Annotated in this window: 23 protein-coding genes; 11 read left to right on the top strand and 12 right to left on the bottom strand. The window is 62.3% G+C overall.

Annotation, left to right across the window (positions count from 1 at the left end; all coding sequences use genetic code 11):
- Positions 1-436 precede the first annotated feature (436 nt).
- From M1R55_RS21640 to M1R55_RS21665, 7 genes are all read left to right on the top strand, one after another.
- Positions 437-1,945: a family 10 glycosylhydrolase gene (locus tag M1R55_RS21640; protein WP_249395025.1), complete on the top strand. Its 1,509-nt coding sequence runs from the start codon at positions 437-439 to the stop codon at positions 1,943-1,945.
- Between the two features lie 182 nt (positions 1,946-2,127).
- Positions 2,128-2,535, top strand: a complete 408-nt coding sequence (locus M1R55_RS32335; RefSeq protein ID WP_371827274.1) for a DDE-type integrase/transposase/recombinase — start codon at positions 2,128-2,130, stop codon at positions 2,533-2,535.
- Between the two features lie 424 nt (positions 2,536-2,959).
- A complete protein-coding gene (locus tag M1R55_RS21645) occupies positions 2,960-3,496 on the top strand; it encodes a helix-turn-helix domain-containing protein (protein WP_249395026.1) in 537 nt (178 codons plus the stop codon).
- A 58-nt stretch (positions 3,497-3,554) separates the two neighbouring features.
- The gene (locus tag M1R55_RS21650) at positions 3,555-3,839 is read left to right on the top strand and encodes a cupin domain-containing protein (protein ID WP_249395027.1); all 285 of its coding nucleotides are present in this window, start codon (positions 3,555-3,557) and stop codon (positions 3,837-3,839) included.
- Positions 3,836-4,789, top strand: coding sequence for an ABC transporter permease (locus tag M1R55_RS21655; protein ID WP_249395028.1), 954 nt, complete (start codon positions 3,836-3,838; stop codon positions 4,787-4,789). The genes M1R55_RS21650 and M1R55_RS21655 overlap by 4 nt, the downstream gene beginning before the upstream one ends.
- On the top strand, positions 4,786-5,664 hold the full coding sequence (locus M1R55_RS21660) for an ABC transporter permease (protein WP_249395029.1): 879 nt from the start codon (positions 4,786-4,788) through the stop codon (positions 5,662-5,664). The genes M1R55_RS21655 and M1R55_RS21660 overlap by 4 nt, the downstream gene beginning before the upstream one ends.
- A gap of 52 nt (positions 5,665-5,716) precedes the next feature.
- Complete coding sequence (locus M1R55_RS21665; RefSeq protein ID WP_249395030.1) at positions 5,717-7,261, top strand: ABC transporter substrate-binding protein; 1,545 nt, start codon at positions 5,717-5,719, stop codon at positions 7,259-7,261.
- 222 nt (positions 7,262-7,483) lie between these two features.
- Here the strand turns inward: M1R55_RS21665 and M1R55_RS21670 are convergent, their stop codons facing one another.
- Positions 7,484-7,621, bottom strand: coding sequence for a hypothetical protein (locus tag M1R55_RS21670; protein ID WP_249395031.1), 138 nt, complete (start codon positions 7,619-7,621; stop codon positions 7,484-7,486).
- A 55-nt stretch (positions 7,622-7,676) separates the two neighbouring features.
- Here M1R55_RS21670 and M1R55_RS21675 point away from each other — a divergent pair, with 55 nt between their 5' ends.
- Entirely contained in the window at positions 7,677-8,021 is a 345-nt protein-coding gene (locus tag M1R55_RS21675; RefSeq protein ID WP_249395032.1) for a helix-turn-helix domain-containing protein, read from the top strand.
- A 41-nt stretch (positions 8,022-8,062) separates the two neighbouring features.
- On the opposite strand, the gene dnaE is transcribed toward M1R55_RS21675, so the two are convergent.
- The 5 genes from dnaE to M1R55_RS21700 form a co-directional block, all read right to left on the bottom strand.
- A complete protein-coding gene (dnaE, locus tag M1R55_RS21680; RefSeq protein ID WP_249395033.1) occupies positions 8,063-11,227 on the bottom strand; it encodes a DNA polymerase III subunit alpha in 3,165 nt (1,054 codons plus the stop codon).
- Positions 11,203-11,448 carry a DUF6504 family protein gene (locus tag M1R55_RS21685; RefSeq protein ID WP_249395034.1) on the bottom strand — a complete coding sequence of 82 codons (246 nt, stop codon included), beginning with the start codon at positions 11,446-11,448 and terminating at the stop codon, positions 11,203-11,205. Before M1R55_RS21685 ends, dnaE begins: the two co-directional genes overlap by 25 nt.
- On the bottom strand, positions 11,445-12,680 hold the full coding sequence (locus tag M1R55_RS21690) for a Y-family DNA polymerase (protein ID WP_249395035.1): 1,236 nt from the start codon (positions 12,678-12,680) through the stop codon (positions 11,445-11,447). Before M1R55_RS21690 ends, M1R55_RS21685 begins: the two co-directional genes overlap by 4 nt.
- Before the next feature lie 2 nt (positions 12,681-12,682).
- The gene (lexA, locus tag M1R55_RS21695) at positions 12,683-13,321 is read right to left on the bottom strand and encodes a transcriptional repressor LexA (RefSeq protein WP_249395036.1); all 639 of its coding nucleotides are present in this window, start codon (positions 13,319-13,321) and stop codon (positions 12,683-12,685) included.
- 145 nt (positions 13,322-13,466) lie between these two features.
- Positions 13,467-14,450 carry an NAD-dependent epimerase/dehydratase family protein gene (locus tag M1R55_RS21700; protein WP_249395037.1) on the bottom strand — a complete coding sequence of 328 codons (984 nt, stop codon included), beginning with the start codon at positions 14,448-14,450 and terminating at the stop codon, positions 13,467-13,469.
- Between the two features lie 167 nt (positions 14,451-14,617).
- Here M1R55_RS21700 and M1R55_RS21705 point away from each other — a divergent pair, with 167 nt between their 5' ends.
- Entirely contained in the window at positions 14,618-14,962 is a 345-nt protein-coding gene (locus M1R55_RS21705) for a hypothetical protein (protein ID WP_249395038.1), read from the top strand.
- Positions 14,959-15,444: a hypothetical protein gene (locus M1R55_RS21710; RefSeq protein WP_249395039.1), complete on the top strand. Its 486-nt coding sequence runs from the start codon at positions 14,959-14,961 to the stop codon at positions 15,442-15,444. The genes M1R55_RS21705 and M1R55_RS21710 overlap by 4 nt, the downstream gene beginning before the upstream one ends.
- A 792-nt stretch (positions 15,445-16,236) precedes the next feature.
- Here the strand turns inward: M1R55_RS21710 and M1R55_RS21715 are convergent.
- The 4 genes from M1R55_RS21715 to M1R55_RS21730 form a co-directional block, all read right to left on the bottom strand.
- Complete coding sequence (locus tag M1R55_RS21715; protein WP_249395040.1) at positions 16,237-17,274, bottom strand: Gfo/Idh/MocA family protein; 1,038 nt, start codon at positions 17,272-17,274, stop codon at positions 16,237-16,239.
- Positions 17,271-18,017, bottom strand: a complete 747-nt coding sequence (locus tag M1R55_RS21720; protein WP_249395041.1) for a ThuA domain-containing protein — start codon at positions 18,015-18,017, stop codon at positions 17,271-17,273. Before M1R55_RS21720 ends, M1R55_RS21715 begins: the two co-directional genes overlap by 4 nt.
- Positions 18,018-18,185: 168 nt before the next feature.
- Entirely contained in the window at positions 18,186-18,995 is an 810-nt protein-coding gene (gene dkgB / locus M1R55_RS21725; protein ID WP_249395042.1) for a 2,5-didehydrogluconate reductase DkgB, read from the bottom strand.
- A gap of 426 nt (positions 18,996-19,421) precedes the next feature.
- Positions 19,422-19,874, bottom strand: a complete 453-nt coding sequence (locus M1R55_RS21730; protein ID WP_249395043.1) for a helix-turn-helix domain-containing protein — start codon at positions 19,872-19,874, stop codon at positions 19,422-19,424.
- A 138-nt stretch (positions 19,875-20,012) separates the two neighbouring features.
- On the opposite strand from M1R55_RS21730, the gene M1R55_RS21735 reads away from it, so the two are divergent.
- Positions 20,013-20,822 (top strand): SDR family NAD(P)-dependent oxidoreductase, encoded by an 810-nt coding sequence (locus M1R55_RS21735; protein WP_249395044.1) that lies wholly within the window; start codon positions 20,013-20,015, stop codon positions 20,820-20,822.
- A gap of 28 nt (positions 20,823-20,850) precedes the next feature.
- Here M1R55_RS21735 and M1R55_RS32340 read toward each other — a convergent pair whose 3' ends face one another.
- Both M1R55_RS32340 and M1R55_RS21740 read right to left on the bottom strand, forming a co-directional pair.
- On the bottom strand, positions 20,851-21,264 hold the full coding sequence (locus tag M1R55_RS32340) for an IS3 family transposase (protein WP_371827256.1): 414 nt from the start codon (positions 21,262-21,264) through the stop codon (positions 20,851-20,853).
- A 337-nt stretch (positions 21,265-21,601) separates the two neighbouring features.
- Positions 21,602-22,648, bottom strand: a complete 1,047-nt coding sequence (locus tag M1R55_RS21740) for a LacI family DNA-binding transcriptional regulator (protein ID WP_371827257.1) — start codon at positions 22,646-22,648, stop codon at positions 21,602-21,604.
- Positions 22,649-22,676 lie beyond the last annotated feature (28 nt).

The following is a 22,676-nucleotide window of genomic DNA, read 5'->3' on the forward strand; positions in this document are numbered from 1 at the left end:
GCCTTTTTCCTCGCTGGGATGGCCAGAAAGTGAAGTTGTCGGCTACTGAGCTTGGCCACAATCCCTCATGTTCTCTCTCCATTATCCGCAAGCTTAAATGACCGACTCATTCGCTCGGTGGCGGAGGAGGACGTTGAAGAGCGTGACAGTCAGACGTACGCTGCCGACCCTCTGACTGGCTGCCTGCAGAATGCTGTCAAGTTCCCCGGGAATCATGTGAAACTGAGGTTCAAGGGTACAGATTAGCTGGATACCACCGAGGACGTCAGCCCGAGCAAGCCCAGTGTTACGCACAACCGCAAATCTCATGCACAGTGTTTACTGTGCAGCTGTACACAGACAGTGACGTCGCCTCTCAACACTCCACCTGACAGAACCAGCGCTGCGCAGATTCCGACTGACGCCGCCTTTTTGCATCCACCTGGGAGTCCGATACATGACCCACAAGCTCACCGCTGCTCTGCTGACTTCTCTCCTCCTTGCCGCCTGTAGCCCCACTTCTGAGCCGACTGAACCTTCACAGCCGCAGGAATTGCGCGGGCTGTGGATCGATGCCTTCGGGCCCGGAATTAAAACCTCGGCGGAAATCGACTCGCTGGTCTCTACCGCCAAGGCCATGAAGGTTAACGTGCTGTTCGCGCAGATTGGCCGCCGGGGCGACTGCTACTGCAACAACGCTGCCATGCCCCGCACCGACGATCCTGCCGTTCCAGCCGAGTTTGATCCCCTGGCCGACCTGATTACCAAGGCCCATGCCCAGGGCATTCAGGTTCATGCCTGGATCATCACCACTGCCATCTGGAACAGCACGACGCCGCCGTCCGATCCGGCTCACGCCTTCAACGCCCACGGCCTGGGAACAACTGGCCGGGATAACTGGCTGATGGTCAAAAACGACGGCACGACACGCGGCGGCAACGACTGGCTGCTGGATCCCGGGCACCCGGACGCGGCGGAATACATCCGCAACATGTACGTTTCTGTGGTCAATAACTATGACGTGGACGGCATTCAGTTCGACCGCGTCCGCTACACCGACTTCAACCCGGTGGGCGGTCCCAGCACCTGGGGCTACAACCTCACCGCGCTGGAGCGCTACCGTGCCGAGACCGGTGCAACTGGCACGCCGCTGCCAGAAGACGCGGGTTGGAGTGCCTGGCGCATGCAGCAGGTGACCAACTTGGTGCGCGAAACAGCCCTGGCCGTCAAGGCTGTCAAGCCCGATGTCAGCGTGAACGCCGCGACCATTACCTATGGTGCCGGGCCTGCCAGCCAGGCCGAGTGGCTCGAAAGCCGCCCCTACACCGAGGTGCTGCAGGACTGGGTCACCTGGGTCAAGGAAGGGTACCTGGACGTGAACGTCATGATGAACTACAAGCGTGATTTTGTCGCAGACCAGGCCCTGTGGTACGACCAGTGGAACCAATTCGCTGCCTCACTCAAGCCGGAAGCGCCGGAAGTTCATCAGGTCAGCGGCACCGCCATCTACCTCAACGATCAGGCCAGCACAGTCAGCCAGATCAACAAGGCACGTCTGGCCGGGCTGAGCGGATGGGCCGGGTACTCCTACCGTACCCCGGACAAGGACGTGAATGCTGGAACCCGAACCAAAGAAGAGGTGCTGCCGGAACTGACGGCCAGGCTGTCTGGCGCAGGTGGGCCCTTCGAGCGTGAGGCCCACTGGAACCGTCCCAGTGCAGCAAAACTCCGTGCAGTCAGCGGACAGGTGACGGTCGCCAGCGGCCCACTGGGTGGCCGGGTGGTGCGGTTGCTCGACGAGAGTGGTCAGGAAGTGGCCCGAACGCAGACCGACGGGCAGGGCCGCTACGGATTCATGCGGCTGCCGCTGGGTGTGGTTCAGATCGAAGTTGACGGCGTCACTGGCCTGAAGGTCACGCCCCCGTCCGGAAAGGTCACCCTGCTCTCTCCCACCGCTTTGCCCTGAGTTCCTCCTGTCTCGGCTTCTCCTGTTCGCACGCCTCGGTTTGCAGTCACGGGTTGTAATGTGCACACGGAATTCGGGGGCCAGACAGTGGTGGTGTTGCCTTCACTCGCCACTGGCAGACATGAGGCAGGGGAGGCTGACTCGCCGTGGCCAATCTGAAACCGCGCCGCCACCGCCTCCCCATGAGTGTCATTCAGCATGCGGTTTGGCTGTCGTACCGCTTTCCTCTCCGTGATTGGAACGGTCAAGACCTGCTCCGTCCGCGCGGCACACTGGTCAGCCACCAAACCCTGTGCGAGTGGTGCATCACTCAGTTCTTCTCTCAAGGACGCCGCCAACGGGAACCCCGACGTGGTTGCCGATGGCCCGTGGACGAACTCTGCATAACGGTGGAAGGCAGTAGGACACTGGCGTGGCGAGCTGTTGACGAGCAGGGCTTCATCCTCGATAGCTTGCTGCAACGGCACCGCGATACTGACGCCGCAATACCCGTTCTGACCAAGCTCCTGGGTGAATATTCTGTTCCAGAGGTCATTCATACTGATCACCTGCGGAGCGACGGAGCCGCGATTCGAAAAGGTTCAAGTTGAGCGCGCATCAACTGCCAGCAGGTGCTTTCCACCATGCGCTGCACCAAGAGTATTGAACAATCCCAATGTCCTACACGGCGTCAGGAACGAAGGCGGCAACGCGGCGCGCTGAAGAATTTCTGAGTCTGCACGCCCGCATTGAGAACCGTCACCACCGCTTCCGAAGGGGCGTTCCCCCGCATCATAAAAAGCAACCGGAAGCAGGCCTTCCACACGTATTGAACAGTCGCGGCAACATAACCCTTGGAGACCGTGCGGCCGCGACAAGCTGTGAAAGCGCCCGCTGGGTAGGCGTTGATCAGGCCCTTCTTTGGGCTGCTCCAGCGGCCCTGAACCGGCTTCCAATGGCCACGCCGAATGATCAGAATAGTTTTGACATATCAGAATAATTCTGATAAGGTTTGATCACACGGGAGGCGAAAACATGCAGTTGGGATCGCGAATCCGTGCGCGTCGGCGACACCTCGGGTTGACCCTCAAGGCTGTCAGTGAAACCAGTGGGCTGTCTGTCCCCTACCTCTCGCAGATCGAGCGGCATCAAGCCAACCCTACCGTCACGTCGCTCGCCAGTATTGCCCGCGCTCTGGGCGTGAATCTGACTTTTTTCGTGCCAGAAGAGCGGCATGAAACCGTCGTGACCCGCCGCGACGCGCACACGTTTCTGCACTTGCAGGAGCTGCCCTACCGGGTCAGCAGCTTGGCTGGCCGGGGCACCGATCTTCAGTTAGAGCCGCTGCTGATTCATATTCAGCCCCGCTTCGAATCGCCGCCCAACAGCCATCTTGGCGAAGAGTTTTTGCATGTGTTGCAGGGCCATCTGATCCTCACGGTTGGAGCAGAGCGCTTTGAACTCGGCCCTGGCGACAGCGCTCACCATCCCAGCACCACGCCCCACGCCTGGGCCAATCCCAGTGAGATCCAAACGCTTCTCCTCTGGATTGGAACGCCCCGGTTGTTTTAGGCGTTCCGCTGCGCCCCGTCTTCACAGTCTTCAATCTTCCCGGCGTTTGGAGGTTCTCATGGAACGGCTCACCCTTACGGCTCAGGCGTCCACCGGCACGTTCCAACGCCTGCCTGCCCACACCGGCCAGTTGTTCTTGCCTGCGGGCACCGTGCTGCCGCCCACAAGCCACCCACAAGACGAGATCTCGTTCATCCTCTCCGGCTCGCTGCGGGCGGTCAGCGGCGATCACGACTATCTGCTGCGCGGCGGCGACGTGACCCTGATCCCGGCGGGCGAGGTGCATTCGGGCGAAGTACTTGAAGACCTGACGCTCTGTTACGTCCTCTTGGAACGACCATGAGCCTGGGCTGGCTGATCCGGCGCATTCTGCTGGCTCTCCTGGCTGCACTGGGGGTCAGTGTGCTGGTGTTTACCCTGTTGCGGCTGGTGCCCGGCGACGTGGTCACGCAGCTGATCGGCCTTGAGGGAAATGTCAGTGCCGAACAGCAAACAGAAATGCGGCGCATGTTTGGGCTGGATCAGCCGATCTGGATGCAGTTCGGGACGTGGTTTGCCGCCCTGCTGCAGGGAGATCTGGGCGTCAGCCTGCGAACTGACCGACCTGTATTTCAAGACCTGTTGCTGCGCTTTCCCGTGACCCTGCAACTTACGGCGATGGCCCTGTTCTTCGCCGTGCTCGTGGGGTTGCCGCTGGGCATTCTCGCGGCGCTGCGGCGTGGTCAGGCGGCTGACCTGCTGTCCAGCGGCTTTGTCCTGATCGGCCTGGCCGCTCCCGAATTCTGGTTGGCCATTCTGATGATTCTCCTGTTCAGCCTGAATCTGGGCTGGTTTCCGCCCAACGGCTACGTGTCGCCCACCGAATCCGTGGGGGGCAATCTCCGCAGCATGTTCTTGCCTGCGCTGGCCCTCAGTTTCAGTTTGGCTGCCGCCACCACCCGGATCGTGCGTGCCAGTCTGCTGGACGTGCTGTCGCAGGACTACATCCGAACAGCCCGGGCCAAGGGGCTGCGGGCGGGTACGGTCATCATGCGCCACGCCCTGCGCAATGCCATGATTCCCGTCGTCACGGTCATCGGCTTGCAGGTCGGCAATTTGTTGGGCGGCGCAGTCATCATCGAACAACTGTTCGGGCTGCCCGGCGTGGGGCGGTTTGCCCTTGAGGGCATCAATCTGCGCGACTATCCGGTGGTGCAGGGCGCGGTGCTGTGGATCGCCATGAGCTTCGTGTTGGTGAATGTGGTCGTGGATCTGCTGTACAGCGTCATAGACCGCCGGGTGGTGTATTCGTGACAGTTGTGGCTGGATCCGGCGCGGGACTGGCTCCCCTCTCCCCCACTCGGCGGGCCGTGCGGCTCTTTTTCCGCACGCCCAGCGGAGTGGCAGGGCTGGTGTTGGTCTTGATCGTCGTGGCCGCCGCCCTCTTGGCCCCTGTGCTGGCCCCCTATGACCCGGTTCAGTACGCGCCCATTGACCGGATGCAGGGGCCATCGCTGCGGCACCTGCTGGGCACCGACCTGTATGGCCGCGATCTCCTTTCGCGGGTCATCTTCGGCAGCCGCATTAGCCTCTCGGTCAGCCTGATCAGCGTCACGCTGGCCTTGTTGGTCGGCGGGTTGTTGGGGGCGCTGGCAGGGTATTACCTGCGCTGGGTCGACACCCTGATCATGCGCGTGACCGATGTGCTGCTGGCCTTTCCCGCGATCTTGCTGGCGATCGCGCTGCTGGCCTTTTTGGGAGGTGGATTCTGGAACTTGACCCTCGCCATCGCGGTGGCCTACATCGCGCCCTTTGCCCGAGTCGTGCGGGCCGCCGTGCTGCGAACCCGCGACACGATGTATGTCGAAGCCAGCACGGCGCTGGGCGCTTCCGACCCCCGGCTGCTGTGGCGGCACGTGCTCCCCAATTCAACGGGGCCGGTACTGGTCGAAGTGAGCTTGCGGCTCGCCTACGCCATTCTCGGCGAAGCGGCACTCAGCTTTCTGGGCCTGGGCACCCAACCGCCTGCTCCCGCTTGGGGCCAGATGATTGCCGATGGCCGCCCTTTTCTGGAGACCAACCCCTGGATTTCTATCGCGCCCGGCCTCGCCATCATGGTCACGGTCCTGGGCTTCAATCTGCTGGGCGACGCGCTGCGTGACGCCCTCGACCCCCGGCTAAGCCGTTAACCCCACCTTTCCGTTCTGACCCCACTGCCCGTTGCCCCTACAGGAGGGAGCCATGCCTATCCAACACCGAGCTGTCCGTCCCCTGACCGTCACACTGCTCTTGGCCCTCTCTGGCGCGGTGGTCAGCACAGCCCACGCCCAAACCTCCGGCGGGATTCTGCGGGCAGGCATGCAGGCCGATCCAGTGGGCTTAGACCCGCACGTCACCGAGGCCACGTCCACCCGCAACCAATTGGAAAACGTCTATGACACCCTGGTGGCCTTTGATGCCAGCGGAAAAATTGTGCCGTCGCTGGCGACCCGCTGGACAGCCAGCAAAGATGGCCTGACCTGGACGTTTACCCTCCGAAGTGGGGTCAAGTTTCACAACGGACGGGCGCTGGAGGCCAGCGACGTGGCCTACTCCATCAACCGGATCAAGAATCCGGCCACCAAGTCCCCCCGCATCGGAGACTTTGAACTGGTCAAGAGCGTGACGGCCCCGAGCAAATCCAGCGTCGTGATCACCCTGAGCAAGCCGTTCTCACCGTTGCTGAGCAAGTTGGCCTTTACGCTGAATGTCATTGTGCCCCGTGAGGCCGCCGCAACACTCAACACTCGCCCCATTGGGACTGGGCCCTTCCGTTTTATGGAGTATGTGCCCCAGACCCGCATGGTGCTCCGGAAAAACCCAGATTTTTGGGGCAAAGACGCCAAGGGCAACAAGCTGCCGTACCTCGACGGCATTACCTATAGCTATCTGCCTGATCCCACGGCCCGCGTCACGGCGCTGCGCACCGGGACGGTGGACTGGATCGAGTACGTGCCGTCCACGGATATCACCAGCCTGAAGGCCAATGCGGCCGTCAATGTGCTGGGTGGCCCCGCCGCCAACTACCGCGCGCTGTTCTTAAATGTGAACGAAAAGCCGCTGAACGATCCCCGCGTGCGGCGGGCCATCGCGTATGCCATCAACAACCAGGAGATCGTGGACGTGGCCCTGTTGGGCGTGGGCGGCATCGCTTCGGCGGGTACCACGTTCCCCACAGGCAGCTATTACGCCAAGCCCGACCCCAGCTACGGCAAGCCCAATCTGGACAGAGCCCGCGCCCTCCTCAAAGAAGCAGGACTTCCGAACGGTTTTACCCTCAACCTCAAGGTGACCAGCACCTACGATTTCCTCCGGATCCCCGCCGAAATCTTGCAGGCGCAGTTGGCCCCTATCGGCATCAAGGTCAACATTACGGCTCTGGAGTGGAGCGTGTACTTGCCCGATATTCTGAAGAAGAACTACATGGCCACCATTTTGGGCGAGAGTGGGCAAGGCGATCCTGACGACTACCTGTATACGCCCTTCGCTTCAGACAGCGGCGGCAACCTGACCAATTTCAAGGACGCCACCATCGACGGCTGGCTGGATCAGGGCCGTCAGATTGCGGACGCGGCGGCACGCAAGGCGCTGTATGCCAAGGTGCAGCAACGCCTCGTAACGCTGAGTCCGATGGTGTTCCTCTATTCTAGCACCCAGTACGAAGCGGCCAGGAAAACTGTGCAGGGCTACCAGCACTTCCCCAATACCAGTTATATCGGCCTGCGCAGCGCTTGGCTGAGGCGCTGAGGAAATTCAGGTAACAGCAGCATGGGCGGCTGAAAGGCCGCCCTGTCCTGTGTGGTGTGAACGCAGGGACGGCAAATAGCTTGGACAGTCCCCTTAAACGGGGAGAAGTTCCCACAGCCCTCTGGCTGCTCTCCGCTTGGACAGTCCCCGCAGCAGATCTAGGCGGTGTTTGCTCTGACACGGGCGCGCCTGATGAGCGGTGGCGGAAACGCTCAGGGTCATTCAAGCCAAGGTGACGCCGTCAAAGGCGGCCCGGACTTCACTGCCGTCCAGTTCGGCATAGCTGGCGGCGGTGTCGAGCTGGGCATGGTGCAAGTATTGGGCAACGGCCCGCAGGTTCTTGGTGCGGGGGTACATCAAAGTACCGGCGGTGTGCCGCAGTCCGTGGACTTCCCGGCCCTCGTGGCGGATGCTTATGCGGTCACACAGCGCCTTCAGCCGCCCAAGTCGGAACCACCGTGACCGTGGGATTGATGAGCTGTCCGTCGAGGCCAGTGGCCAGCAGCAAATCAGGCGGCAGAAGGCCAGAAAACCCAGCCGGGCCGCCAGCACCCTCAGGACGGTGTTCGGGGCCAACTTGCGGGCGGTGCGGCATGCCCAGGCACTGTCTATTTTCGACGTGTCGCAGGCCACCCAGGTGAACCCGTCGTCTCTGGCACAGATTGAGCGCAGCGTGGGTTTGGACGTGCTGCATGCGCTGGCACAGGTGGTCGAGACGCCTCATACATGGCTTGCTCAATCCTGCCGTACAGTTCCCTGAGGACGAACACACGAGAGAGACGGGCTAGGGGAAAGGCCCCCTCAATCTGCCGCCGTCGCCCAACTTCCTAGAGGCAATTCACTGAGCCTCGCTACCTTCACCGTCACCGCTTGCCCAGTCACGGTGGCCTGTCCCTGCACGATCAGGGCGCGGGCGTCTCGGAGTAAGACTCGGTGCGCTTCCCACAGGTCTGGAGGGATGATGGCCTGAATACGGGCGCTGGCGTCTTCCAGCACGTAGAAGGCGAATCCTTTGGCCGTGGGCGGGCGCTGCTTGGCGACGATCAGCCCTGCTGTCCAGACTTGTTGGCCGTGTTTTAAGTGGCCCAGCGACACACAGCCCATGTCGCGTAGGCGGGTGCGGTGGGCGTCAAGGGGATGGCGGCCACTGGCAGACAGGCCGGTGGTGTGCAGATCCAGAAACAGCAGTTGGTCTTCGGTCATCCCGGATAACTCCGGCGGTTCGGTGATGAGTCCCAGCAGGGCGCGGGTTCCAGAAGGGCGAGCATGAGCCAAAGTGCTCAGTTGATACGTCGCCTCACGTCGGTGCTGACCAAGACTGTCAAGCGCTCCCGCTTGAATCAGCGTCTCCAAGGTGTCCCGCTTGACCTGCACGCGGTCATAAAAATCTTCAGCACTTTGAAACTTGCCCCCCGTGAGGCGTTCTTGCACGATCTGGCGGGCAGTCTCCAGACTCAGGCCATCGACAGCAGTGAGGGGGATGCGGACGGTTTGGGTGGATTCGGCCCGGTACGACACACCTGAGCGATTCATGCACACCGGAGCCAAGTGAACGCCCCAACGCCTGGCCTCGGTGCTGATCGTACTGGCAGGCCACATGCCCGGCGCTTCGGTGAGCACTCCAGCCAAAAATGCGGCGGGATGGTGCTGGCGCATCCAGGCTGAAGCGTAGGAATGTTGAGCAAAAGCGTGAGCATGTGATTCCGCAAATCCATAGCCCCGGAAGGCTGCACAGGTGTCGAACAGAGACTCGGCTTCCCACGGAAAGGCCCCAGTCGTCAGCGCAGCCCCGTCCAAGAAAGCGGTCTTGAGTTGTGCGAGTTCTGCTGCATCCTCGGTTTTGCTGAGTCTGCTCCTAAAGCGATCTGCATCCGGCCAAGAAAATCCCGCGTACTGCACCGCGATCCTCAGAATCTGCTCCTGAAACATCAGCGTGCCGTGCGTTGGGGCCAGAATCGTTTTCAAGGGTTCGGGGAAATCAGGGACAGCTTCTTCCCCTCTGGCCCGCCGCACATAGGGATGCACGGTGCCGCTCTGAATCGGCCCCGGCCTGACGAGTGCGATCTGATGGGCAAGTTGGGTCATGGTCTTCGGTTGCAACCGAGCCGTCATCTGCACCTGCGCCGGGCTTTCGATCTGGAACAGGGCCATCGTGTCACCGCTGGCAATACGCTTCCAGACTTGTGCATCGTCGGGCAAGTCGCCGTAGTTGATCCATTCCCCGGTGAGGCGCAGGACTTCTTCTCTGGCCCGTTCGAGTGCGGCTAACATTCGCAATCCTAGGAGATCAAGCTTGATCAGGCCCAGCTTTTCCACATCGTCCTTGTCGAAGGTCAACATGCGAATGCCGCCCGAACTGCGGGTGAGCGGGCTAAAGTGGGTTAAAGGCTGGCTGCTCAGCACCACGCCGCCGGAGTGTGGGGCCAGGTGCCGGACAAAGCGGGGTTCGATCCGGTCAAGCAGTCTGAGCAACGCCTCTTTGACTGGGGCATCGCCGAGCACTTCAGTGAACACGACTTCAGCTTCCCTCGCCCGGTGGGGACGGTGATGGCGGAAATCGCGGCCCAGTGCCCGACTCAATCTGTCCCGCAACTCTGGTGGCAGCCCTAAAGCGCGGCCCAAATCCTGTACGGCTGAGGGCAACCGATACGTGATGCGGTTGGCGACCATCGCTTCCCCTGCTCCCCCGTTGCCCCAGCGTTCTTCCACCCAACTCAAGACTTGATCCCGTCTGCTGCTCGCAATATCGATGTCCACATCCGGCATGGAGGCCCGCCCAGTGTGGAGGAAGCGTTCAAAGAGCAGATTGTGTTTGATGGGATCAGACAGGGTGATGCCAAGCAGATAGCACAGGACTGATCCTGCTGCCGAACCCCTTCCGGCGGCTAAAATCCCGTGACTGCGGCAGTAGTCGGTGACTTCAGCAGCGGTGAGGAAGAATCCAGCCATCTCCAAGGTAGCGACAGTCGCGAGTTCGGAAGTCAGGCGTTCTTGAGCTTGGGGCCGGGTGTCTGCCGGGTAACGGGAGAGGGCCGCACACGCCCGGTCTTCCAAAGCAGCTTGTGGCGTTTGTCCGGGTGGAAGCCGTGTCTCCGGTGAAGCCAAACGTTCGGGGAGCAGGTCAAAGGTGCAAGCATCGGCGAGTTTGCCAGAATTGAGGAGTGCGTCTGGGAAAGGCAACGACACCGCCCAACTCTCTGGTGTCCCGACATGCCGGGCATCATTGCGGGGCCGCTCGGCGTGCGGCGTGTCCACATCTATACCCAGTCGCGCACAGCTCAGGGCGTCCAGCAGAGGATAATCGGCGGCTTCGGCCATACACACTTCCGGGGCAGCAACGGTGGGCAAGTTCAAATCCCGCGCCAAGCCACGCAAGTAATCCAAGCGGCGGCGTTCATTAGGGGCGTGTTGGTGGCCCAGTTGCAGGTAGAGATCAAAAGGGAAACTGGCGCGGAACAGCCGCAGGAATTCAGTGGCCCTAGCGATCTCTTTGCGCTCGCCCAGCACGGTGGGAAATCCGTTTCTGCCCCCGGTCAAGCAGGCCAGGTGTTCGCGGCCCCGTTCAGCAGTCGCTTGCAAGGCAGAGAGGGGCAAGCCATCTGGTGTGTTGAGCTTGATCTCCGTCACGAGTTCGCAGAGCAGGCCATATCCAGCACGCGATTTAGCAAGCAGCACCAGAGGGAAGACTTCGTGGGGCTGGGCTGATCGGGGCACACTGGGAAACAGGACGGGTAAGGTCACGCCGATGACGGCCTTGATCCCTTTTTCTTTTGCCGTCTCGAACAGTTCCACCGCCCCGGCCACGCTGCACCAATCGGCCAGGCCCACCGCCCCAAAGCTCCGTTCCGCCGCCACTTCTACTAATCTGGCCGGACTGACCGTGCTGCGGCCCTCGGAGAAGTAGCTCTGGCAGGCAAGCAGAGCAGGCAACGTCTTGGGCGTCAGTCCTGAAGGCGGGCCAGCCACCAGCGCCCCCCCGGTATGTCCTCATGGTGCAGTTCGGCCACGAGGTTGCCTGCTTGAACGAGGTAGCAGTCACGGGGTTGCTCGTCCAACCACCAGCGCCCTCCAAATCGCCACTGATCCAAGAGGATGCTCACGGGATAGGTGCGGCCCTGCCAGTACAGCAAATGCGGGCAGCCCCCCTCGCGGATTGTGACCCCAATCTCTTGCTGCACGGCTTTCATGGGGCCATCCCCTCAAAAAAGGCCAGCACTTGTTGTATGGCTGTTTCCCGGCGTTGACTGCGCGTGACCGGACTTTGCTGGGGCGTCATCATCGTCTGCCGCAGCGTCCCGGTTTGCCAATCCACCCATTGGTATTGCGCATCGGTGGAATAGGCCCACGGATCAAGCCACTGCACGCGCACCAACGCCTCTGGGAAGCGGTCAAGCAGCGTCTTCGTCACTTCCAGTTCAGCAATGCCTGCCCAGAGGCCCACCATCCGGGCGGGTTGTTGAAGGCCCGACAATTGGGCAGTCATGGCATCTACACCCAGCGGCAAAGCGTCCGTGTCTTGCAGGGTCAGCAGGGCCATTCTGAGCAGTCCAGCGTCATCCAGCGGCCATTTCAGCGGACGGGTGGCACTGAGTCTGCCGCCCACCGTATCGGCATGGAGGGTCAGGTAGGCAGCGGTGCGGCCCCGCAATTCAGGCAGGAGGGAAGAGAGCAGGTCCGTCAACGCGGCTTCGGCTTCTCCCAGTTCTAGCAGAGGCGCGTCCACACTCAGGTGCGCCTCAATGCTCTGTCCTGGCACATATTTTGCCACTCCCCCACTGCGTTCGCCCTTCAGAAAACGGTTGACTTTCTTCCCGACATCCACGCCCAAAAACGCTTCCCGCTGCGCCGCGCTCCACTTGACCAGGTCGGCCAAGCCCCGAAGCCCCAGAAACGCTAATTTCTGGAGTTGGGCATCCGGCACACCCAAGACCTGCAAATGCTCAATGGGCATCAAGCTCAGGAAGGATTTCTCTTGCCCGCCTGTGACGTCTCGTACTTCCCCTGACCTGGTCCGCAAAGCCGCCAAATGCGCCACTTCTCGACTGTCTGCCAGCCCAACGGGAGCGTGCAAAGCTGCGGCGAGGTCACGGGCCGCGTTCAGGCTGACTTTCAAGAAGGCAATTCCCGCCTGCCGTCCCTCTACTCGGTCGCTGTAGCGGGCGTACAAGGCTTCCAAGAGTTCTGCCCACGCTGCACTCGCTGCCGGGCCAGCAACGACTTCGGCGTGCAGATCAGGGCAACGGCTCAGCGCCGCCATCTCCCGCATACCCGTCTGTACGCCCTGAAGTTGGGCCTCTGGACAGGGAAAGAGGACTCTTCGGCTCTCGCTCAGCACGGCGACAGGCACGCCGGGACGTGAGCGGCTCAGCAGGGTCAACGGCCACGGCGCAAGGAGGACACAAGCGACGTGGGCGGCCATGCTCAGTCCCGCCCCTTGCTCACCCTCGGCCCCGCCACACCCAGGCGGGCCACCATCCGGCCCTGCACCCGCACCTGATCAGCCGGAAAGGTCATGCGCGGATGGTGGGGGTTTTCACTCATCAGCGTCACTTCGTCGCCAAAGTGGTACAGGCGTTTGAGGGTGGCCGCGTTGTCGCCCGGAATCAGCACCACCGCCACTTCGCCGTCCAGCACTTCAGCCGCAGGCCGCACCAACACATAATCGCCGTCCATCACGCCGATACCAGTCATCGAGTCGCCCCGGATCTGAAGCAGGAAATCGCCTTCCCGCACGCCCAAGAGGGCATCGACACTCGGCGTGGTCTGTTCCGGCACCTGTTCGGCCAGAATCGGCGGCCCAGCGGCGATCTGGCCGTAGATGGGCAGTCCCATGCCAATCAAGGCGCGGGTCTTCTCCGTCAGATTCAGTCGGCCACGCGCCCCGCTGCGCCCGATATAGCCCAAGTCCCGCAGGGTCTTGAGATGAAACGAGATGGTGCCTTCGGTCAGGCCGCACGCACGGGCCAAGTCGGCCGCGCTGGGCGGGCCGTCGTTCTCGGCGGTCAGGCGGGCAATCGTCCGCAGCAATTGAATCCGCAGGGGGGTGAGGCGCGGGGGCAAGAGAATCTCCTTTAACTATCAAAGGATTCTTTGATAGCTGAGGCCATAGTGAGGCACGTTGCCTTTGCGCGTCAATCCCCCAACTCTTCAGGTCGCTTCAGAGGTCAAGGATTCGATGATCTCCTTTGGTGGCGCTGTTCAGAGATCAGGTGGCCGGCGTCCGGTGAAAGGTGGCCATGTCTTCGGCCACTGCCTGCCGAACCGCCGTATAGACCAGCCCCAGGTCCCGCTCCGCCTTATCACTGCCGAACCGGAAGCCAGCCGCCAGATGGTTCATGCTGCTGCGGGACACGTCCCAGAGCGGGGAAGTGCGGGTCAGCCCGGCAAAAGTGCCCAGCACCACGCCGCTGACCTGCGCCAGCACGTCCGGCAGCACCAGCACTGGGCGCGGCACACCGGACAAGGTCGACACCAGCGCCACGAACTCTCCGTTGGTCAGGTATTCCCGGCCGATCAGATACCGCTCTCCCTCGTTGCCCTTCGTCTCCGCCGCCCGCACGATGGCTTCGGCGACATCGTCGACGGCAACCCAGGTGAAGCCGCGAGACTCGAAGGCCCGCACCGGTTGTTGGCGGCGCACCAGACGCCGAATCCACTGGCCCGTGGCATTGGGGTCACCGGCTCCCACAACGGCCCCGGGATACACCACCACCACCGGGAGGCCTTGCTGGGCCAACTGCCACACCACCTGGTCTCCGGCATGTTTGGTGCGCCAGTACGCGGTGGGGTGCGGGCCCACCCGGCTGCCCTCCTGCAGGGGCTGATCCGGAGACGCGCCATAACTCACGCCTGAGCTGACGTGAACGACCTTGCGTACCCCCGCGCCGAGGGCCGCCTGCATGACGTGGCGGTTGCCTTCCACATTGACCCGCTCGTACACCCGCTCATCGTGCTCGTGGAGCGAGTAATGGTTGGCCAGATGCAGCAGCCACTCGGTGCCGCGCAGCGCGTCCTGCAGGCCCTCGGGGCGGGTGACGTCACCGGGCACCAGCTTGACACCAAGGGCCTGCAGATGAAAGGCCCGCTCTGGACGGCGAACGAGCGCCGTGACCGTGTGACCCCGCTGCAGCAGCTTGGGAACGAGGCGACGGCCAATGAATCCGCTGGCTCCAGTCACAAAGACACGCATGTCCCAGTGTAAACAGTTCACGGCGGTGCGAAATCAGGCTGTTATGGGGCGTGGAGAGACCTGAGAACCGTCTGTGTGTGCCAGTACGCCTTTCGGCAGTGAGGCACGGCCCAGATCCACGGGTGTGCCATCTGGAAAGTTCCACGCGGGCCACCTGACCCCGCCGCGTGCAGGGCGCGTTGCAGGCGCTGGCAGTGGGTCTCCTGGAACCCGCTGAATCCGCACACCCGGCCGCTCCTGTCCCCGCCACCTCTGGTCCCTGCCCGCACGTTCTGGATCAGAGCCTCTCCGGACTCCCCGGAGGCGATACTCTGGTCGAAGTCCGGCGCGGCTTGGCCCAGCGCGCCGAGGTTCACGACCTGCGCTGGCGGGTCGACAGCCTGCCGATCCGGTCTGAGCGAAAAGCCCTGGCGGCCGATGAAGCACACCCTCCGGCCCCTACCGGACGTGCGCCCGCTTCTCGCTTCTACATCCCCTTTTTCCTGCCTGACCTCCAGAGGAGACCTCCATGAACTTAGACACCCTAAAAGCCCAGCACCTCAGCGCCCGCAAGCAAAAAGACGCGGCCCACACCGCCGTACTGGGCCGCGTGATCGGAGACGTGGAAACGCTGGCCAAGAACAAGCCCGGCACCGACCCAGCCGTACTGATTGCGGGCGTGCTGACGGATCAACTGACTGCCCTGGTTCGGGAGCGCGAGCAGTTGGCCGGGCTGGGCCGCGACACCGCCTCCATTGATCTGGAACTGCCTGTGTTGCAGCAGTTGCACGCACAGGCCACCGAAGCCCAGCGTCAGGCACAGGCCGACCTGAGTGCGCGGCAGCTTTCCCCGGAGGCGTTGGAAACAGCCATTCGAATCGCCGTGACGCAGGGGGCCGGGAGTATCGGCGCGGTCATGCAGTTCCTCAAAACGCAGCATGAGGGAGCCTACGACGGCAAGCTCGCCAGCGACACGACCCGGCGCGTGCTGGCGGAAGCGAACGCCGCTGAATAAGGCTCAACAAGGACAGCAAGGGCTTTGGGTCACTGGCAAGAGCTTGACCCACCTCCCCTGCCCCTCCACCTGACCCTGGCCAGACGCTGTGAGCTTCAGCGCAGGCGGGCCGATTCCATCCCAACACAGGTGATCAGGCCCGCTTCTGGTGTGACTTCGGCGTCAATGCTGTTGGTCAGGGCAAAGGAGCCGGCTTGTTTGGATGTGACCGACACTCGCCAGGAGAAACCAACGGCCATCCCGCTTTTCCCAGGCCTGCACAGCGTACCCCTGCTTTTGCAGTGCGGTGCGCCACAGTGCACGCACCTGAGCATGGTTGATCAGAGAAGGCAGAACAGCGCGCCAACGGCCGGCTGCCGGGCCGCGACTTCATCAGATCCGGAAACATCCATTGCCGGGCCAAAGGGGCAACCCAGGGTTCACAGTCTTGGCCCCGCTCCACCGTGAATTGAGTGTGCAGGGCCTGCTGATCAGCAGACAACGTTCTCGCTGCCGTGAGTCCCTACACCAGCGTAACCAACACCAGACCAAAGCTGAAGGATGGGTTCATAGCTCTTCTTCAAGCCTGCACGAACCCGTGCTCGTTCACCGCGCGCCAGACCCCATGCCAGACACCATCTACCGCCGTACAGACCTCATCCAGGAACCACTGGGAACAAGGCACTGGACTTGATGCACCATTCGCAAAGGGTCTCGTGGCTGACCTCAAAGCTGCACTTGTGGGGTTTACTTTCGATCACCTACGGTCACCATCCCGCGACCGAGTAAAGGCAACACAACCGCCGGAATAGATCAGACGTTCACTGGAAGTTTGGTGCGGGCGCTTTCATATCCGCCCAGAACCAGGCGAACGCTCTCGCGGCCATCTTCACCGCTGCATACGACGGGCAGGCCCTGGGTAATCGACGCCAGGAAGTGCTGGATGCTCCGGACGTGTCCATTGGCCGGCGTCGCAAAGTCGTACCACGTCTCGTCGCCCTTGTCCCAGGTGCCGAAGCCGTATTCGCGCGTCAGCAGCCGCAGCCGAGGCGGCCCCAGCCGGTTGCTGCATTCCAGCGACCCGAGCGTGCCGTACACGGCGAAACTCTCCTCCCAGCCGGTCGCACTCCAACTGTTTTCCACACTGCCCTGAGCGCCGCTTTCAAATTCCAGGCTCGCCAGACTCACGTCTTCTACTTCTATGTCGAACTTGAGAGTACTGACCCGGGCGAAAATACTGCTCACATCGCCGCCAAAGTGCCGGGCCAGGTCCATCATGTGACAGCCGTTGTCGAGCAGGGTTCCGCCGCCGCTGGCCGATTTGCTGCCGAACACGCCACGCACCGCGGCCGCGCCGCCCCAGTCGTGCGCCTGCCGCAGGCGCATAAAAGTCACCTGCCCAATGCGCCCCTCATCGATCAGGCGTTTGGCCGTCTCGACCTGTGGGCTGGAGCGCAGGTGATGTCCAGTTTGCAGCACTGCCCCGCTCAGCCGCGCCGCCTCAATCATCTCGCCGCAGGCGGTCAGGTCAAGGGACAACGGTTTTTCGCACAGCACATGAATGCCCCGGCGCAGGCACTCTATAGCGGCGGGCGCATGAAAGGCGTTCGGTGAGCAGATACTGACCGCTTGCAGCGATTCGCGGTCGAGCATGTCCCCCAAGCTGGCGTAGCCCCGAGCCTGCCACTCCTGTTCACGCTGCTTGCGGGTGCTCTCGCTGACATCCGCAAATGCGGCTACGGTGGCCCCGCCCAGCCTGTACCCCTCAAAATGGCGCTGAGAGATGCCGCCTGCACCGATGATGCCCACATTCAGCGGCTGGCTCAGGGGCTGGCTGGTGGGCTGACTCACGAACGGCGCTCCGGCAAAGCTTCCAGCGGCTGGCGGTTGCCGAAAGACCGGGGCGCGCCCAAAGTCGGGGCGGCCCAGCGTGCGGCGTTGGCAATAATTCTCTGAATGCCCTCGTGGTGGTAGGTCGGGTAGGTTTCGTGGCCAGGACGGAAATAAAAGATTTTGCCGCTGCCCCGGGTATACGTACACCCGCTGCGGAACACCTCGCCGCCGCTGAACCAGCTGACGAAAATCAGTTCGTCAGGCGCGGGAATATCAAAATGCTCGCCGTACATTTCTTCCGCCTCAAGTTCCAGGTACTCACCGACCCCCGCGCTGATCGGGTGGCCGGGCTGCACGACCCACAGCCGCTCGCGGTCATTGGCCTCGCGCCATTTCAGGTCGCAACTGGTGCCCATCAGGCGTTTAAACACTTTGCTGAAGTGGCCCGAATGAAGCACGATCAGGCCCATGCCGTCCAGCACCCGCTCCACCACCCGGTTCACAATTTCGTCGGACACCTCGTCATGGGCTTTGTGCCCCCACCACAGCAGTACGTCCGTGTTGTCCAACACTTCAGTGCTCAGCCCATGCTCAGGCTCATCCAGAGTCGCCAGTTGCAGCTCTGTCAGGCCCTGGTTCCGCAGGCCAGCGGCAATGGCCTGATGGATTCCGTCCGGATAGACAGCGCGCACCTTGGGATTTTCTAGTTCGTGGCGAAATTCATTCCAGATGGTCAGACGAGGCGCGCTTGGCTGGGTCATGTTTCTCCATAACAACAGGGTGAGCTGCAAAAAATCGGTGCAGAGGAGAGCGTGGGGGAGGAACCTCTTCCGGTACTCTATCGATCAATCCTATATCGATATAGTACCGGGGCGAGGGCTGGGAAGAGTGAGTTTGGATCTGCAGCTCTAAAGGGCTGTCTCCGGTTCTTAATCCCAGTCGGGGGCTGCTGTGGCGGGACTGGCAATGCGCTCTGCGCCGCCCCGGTCTAGCGCAGCGATGCGGGCCATGTCCTCTTCGGTCAGGGTCAGGTTCTGGGCCTCGAGATTGCTTCCGAGATTCGCCCGCTTCGTGGAAGACGGAATCACCGAAAAGCCCTGCTGCATCGCCCAGGCCAGGGCCACCTGTGCGGGGGTGGCTCCGTGGATGTGGGCGATGTCTTGCAGTACCTCGTCGCCCATGACCTTCCCGACCGCCAACGTCATGTAGGACGTCAGGTGAAGTCCTTCCTTGTGGGCAAACTCGACCAACTTGCGGTTTTGCAGGTAAGGGTGAATTTCGACCTGGTTGGTCGCAATGGGAGTGTCGCCCAGAATTTCGCGGGCCTCACGAAGTCCGGCAATGTTGAAGTTCGATACGCCTATCTGCTTGGTCAGCCCCCGCGACTGGGCTTCTTTCAGGGCGCTGAGATACTCCTCAGGCTTTACCTCGCCGTTCGGGACGGGCCAATGAATCAACGTCAGATCAACCTGATCGACCCGCAGCCTGTCCACGCTCTCCTGAAGGCTGGAGAGCAGCGCCTCACGGCGGAAATGTGCGGGTTTGATCTTGGTCGTGAGAAAAACCTCGGCTCTGGGCAGCCCGGACTCCTGCAAGACATCGCCGATCTCTGCTTCGTTCTCGTACCCCTGCGCGGTGTCGATGGCGCGGTAGCCCAGTTCCAGACTTATGCGGACAACGTCGCGGACGACGTCACCCTTGAGACGGAAGGTGCCCAAACCAAATCGTGGAACGGTCATATCAAGATCCTCCTGTGGTTGCCGCACTGCAGAGTAGCGCCGCCGGCAGCCGGGCACCAGCCGGGCCTCAGCGCCGAAGCGGGTGCTTTCACTGAGCCGCAGACCACCGTAGGAAGAGTGTGAAGTTCACGCACTACAGCAGCCCCAGTCACCGACCAGGAACCACCGACCAAGCCAACTGGGGGAGGCACTCTGGGCTGTCAGTCACTGCTTCCAGAGGCCCTTGGCCGATTCTCCCGACTGCCGTTTGACGGTGCGCACTGGGTGCTCAAAGGAACCTCATCTTGCTTTCCCCGAGGCGGAATCCGGGATGCAATGAGGGGAATTCGGGCCGGGAGGGCGCAGAGAAGGGAACGTGTCCTGGCTTCGGCCAAAGCCGACCTAGGCGGACGGTCGTGCGGCTTTCGTGTGCGGTGTCAATGCTGTTCAGGAGCGGGCAGTGTGTTCACCGGGACGCTCCACTGCCAGAGAATCTGGGGTCAAGTGCGCTGCACGCACCTTCGCCATCTCCTGCGCCCAAGCCGCCGGAAGCTGCGGCTCAGGAGGGGGGCTGGCCGGACGGTACGCCTCACCGACGGGACGGTAGCGGTGACTCCACTCGCTGATCGCCATCAGCACCGGCAGCAAGGCAATGCCCTTCTCGGTCAAGCTGTAGACCACTTTTTGCTGATGACTGGGGTCTTCCGATTTCCGGATGATGCCCTCGGCCAGCAGCATTTTCAACCGGTCGGCCAGAATGTTGGAGGAAATATGCTCGTCCGAGGCCAGCATTTCGCGGTAATGACGCTTGCCGCTGAACATCAGGTCGCGGACGATCAACAGCGTCCAGCGATCCCCAAAAATGTCCAATCCGAGACTGACTGGACAGCCGGATCTCACAGCCTCTGATTCACGTGGATGGTTCAATGCGGCTTTCACTGGTTGCATTATCGTACCAGTTCGGTTAACGTGCAACTGGTTGCAAAATGCAACCGCTTTGAGCAGACGGCGTGTCGTCTGTTCCCAGGAGGATTCACCATGCACACCTTACAAACCAATTCAGCACTCCTCGCGTCTCTGCCCACTGACCGCCGTCTCACGGGCAAAACTGCCCTGGTCACTGGTTCCACCAGCGGTATCGGCGAGGCCATTGCCCTGGTTCTGGCGGCTTCAGGGGCAGCAGTGGTCGTCAGTGGACGCGACACTGCCCGCGCCCAGCAGGTGGTGGACACCATCGTTCAGGCTGGTGGGCAGGCATTCGCGGTGGCCGCCGATCTGGTGGGTTCGCCGGACAGTATCCGCACCTTTGCGCAGAAAGCCACGGCGGCCCTTGGCGGCCAGGTCGATATCGTGGTCAACAATGCTGGCGTCTATCCAGTTACGGCCACCGAGGATCTGCCCGACGCCGATCTGGAGGCGATGCTCAACATCAACATCCGTGCCCCGCACGTGCTGGTCGGTGCTCTTGCGCCGGGAATGGTCGAACGCGGCACGGGTCACATCGTCAATATCGGCTCGTGGATGGGCCGGATCGGCACGTCCAGCGGCGCCATGTACACCGCCTCGAAAGCCGCCATCGAACAGCTGACCCGCAACTGGGCGGCGGAATACGGCCCGCGTGGCGTCCGCGTGAATACGGTCGCTCCTGGCGCCACCCTGACGCCCGGCAACGCCGCCTACAGCTCGGCCCTGGACGCGATGACCGCTGGAACCGTGGCCGGTCGCCCGGTTCGCCCGGTTGACATTGCCTATGCGGTACGCTTTCTGGTCTCCGATGAGGCCGCCTTCGTGCACGGCAGCATCATTGATGTCGATGGCGGCATGGACAGCACCCGCCTGAAGTTCTAGGGAGGGCGCACTGGCAATGGCGAGGTTCTTAACCCAACGGAGTGAGCTTGCCTCGATCTTGCCTATTTGCAGTTACGCCACGGCGTGAACGCTGATGGAATTCTAGCGGGGTTTTATCACTCAGAGTCGAATGCCGCCGCTGGCGGTTATAGAAGACCTCCAGATGCTCGAAACCCTGGCTGCGTCCCTCCTGGCGCGTGTGAAACACCTCGCCTAACGGCAACTCCCGTTTCAAGGTCGAAAAAAACGATTCCACCACCGCGTTGTCACAGCAGTCTCCTTTCTTCCCCATGCTGGGCACGGCACCACCCACCTGGACGCAGGCCACTCGTGTATGGCGACCCGCGATCCGAATGATGAATGACTCCTGGGGGTGGATTCCCTCCCGCAAAGGCCATCTGTTGAAGTACCCACTTCTTGTGACGTCCAACACGCGGTACATCACCTCCAGGCGGAACTTCTGTCGGTGCGCTTGGGTACAACGGAAAGCGCATCGATGTTCCTTTCGCCAAGCAGCGGGCAGGCGTGCTCGTGCGGAGGAGCGGCGTTCTCATGGGCGTATCGAGCTCAACGGACGCCCACGGCTCCCTGAGCACGTTCCGCTCCTGGCGGGCGATGTCCAATTCGCGCTGGAGGCGGAGGCGTTTAATCTCCAATGACTCCGGGGGCAGGCCTGCTTTTTCATGACCAGGAAATGCTGCCGCGCCTTGGGCACCCAGCTCGCGGGCCCAGCGGTACAACACCTAAGCGCTGATCCCCAAGATCTCGGCGCCTGAAGGTCAAGCCCATTCCAGCGCACCTACACTCCGTCCCTCCACCCATTCGCAGGGCAGGCTGACGGATGCGGGCGGCTGTCCAGCCAACAAAGCAGTTAACAGGCTCACCGACGCACGGCCCATAGCGAGCCGGGGAATCCGGAAGTGTGCCCACTCTGCCGGCAACTCGCCCGAATAGATCGGATCGCCCAACACAGCAAAGCTGTACTGCGCTGGCCAGTGGTGACCCTGCGCCGCTGCGGCTTCGATCCATGCTTTGGCAAGCCGCTCGTTTTCCATCAGCAGGCCAGTCACGCCTGCAGCCAACTGCTGGGCCACAAAGGAGCTATTGATTTCGGCAGGCCGCGCCACCTCGCCCCCCGTTCCCGAAGCCTCCAGCCCTTCCCGGTAACCTTGCTCCCGGTCGAGGGCCGATTCGTGCCCCACCGGTGCGCCCAGATACAGCGTGCGGCGGTGGCCCCTGGCGACCAGGTCGGCCAATACCTGCCCCGTGGCCGCCGCGTAATCGGCGGTAACGTAGCTCAGCTGCGCGCCCGGCACATTTCGGCGGCCGATAAAGACCACTGGGTGCCCTTCGCCCAGCAGCCGGAGCAGGTCGTCTCGCCGGGCGCTGTCCAACTGACCCAGCATCACGGTGCCGTCGGCCAGGCGCAGGCGGCTGGTGCCTCCCCGGTAGAGCGGGCGGGGGCCGCCAGACGCGGCTGGCCGGGTGTGCAGCAGCAGGTCGTAATCCTGTTCAGCCGCCGTTTCCTCGATGCCCTGCAAAAAGGGTGTAAAAAAATCGCGGGTGCTGGACGGAAAGACCGGTTCATAGGTAAACACGCCCAGAATGCGGTTGTGCCCCCCGGCCAGGCGGCGGGCGGCCACGTTGGGCACGTAACCGAGATCGGCCATGACCTGCAAGACGCGCTGCCGGGTAGAGTCGGGAATCCGCACCTGCCCGCCGCCCCCATTGAGCACCTGCGACACAGCCGCTTGAGAGACCCCTGCTCGCTCGGCGACCTCGCGCTGGGTGGGACGTTTGCGGCGGGCCGGAGTCACGGAAGCCATTCTAGAGAAGAAAGGCGTCCACAGAGGC

This window comes from Deinococcus sp. QL22, assembly GCF_023370075.1.
Lineage (GTDB): Bacteria > Deinococcota > Deinococci > Deinococcales > Deinococcaceae > Deinococcus.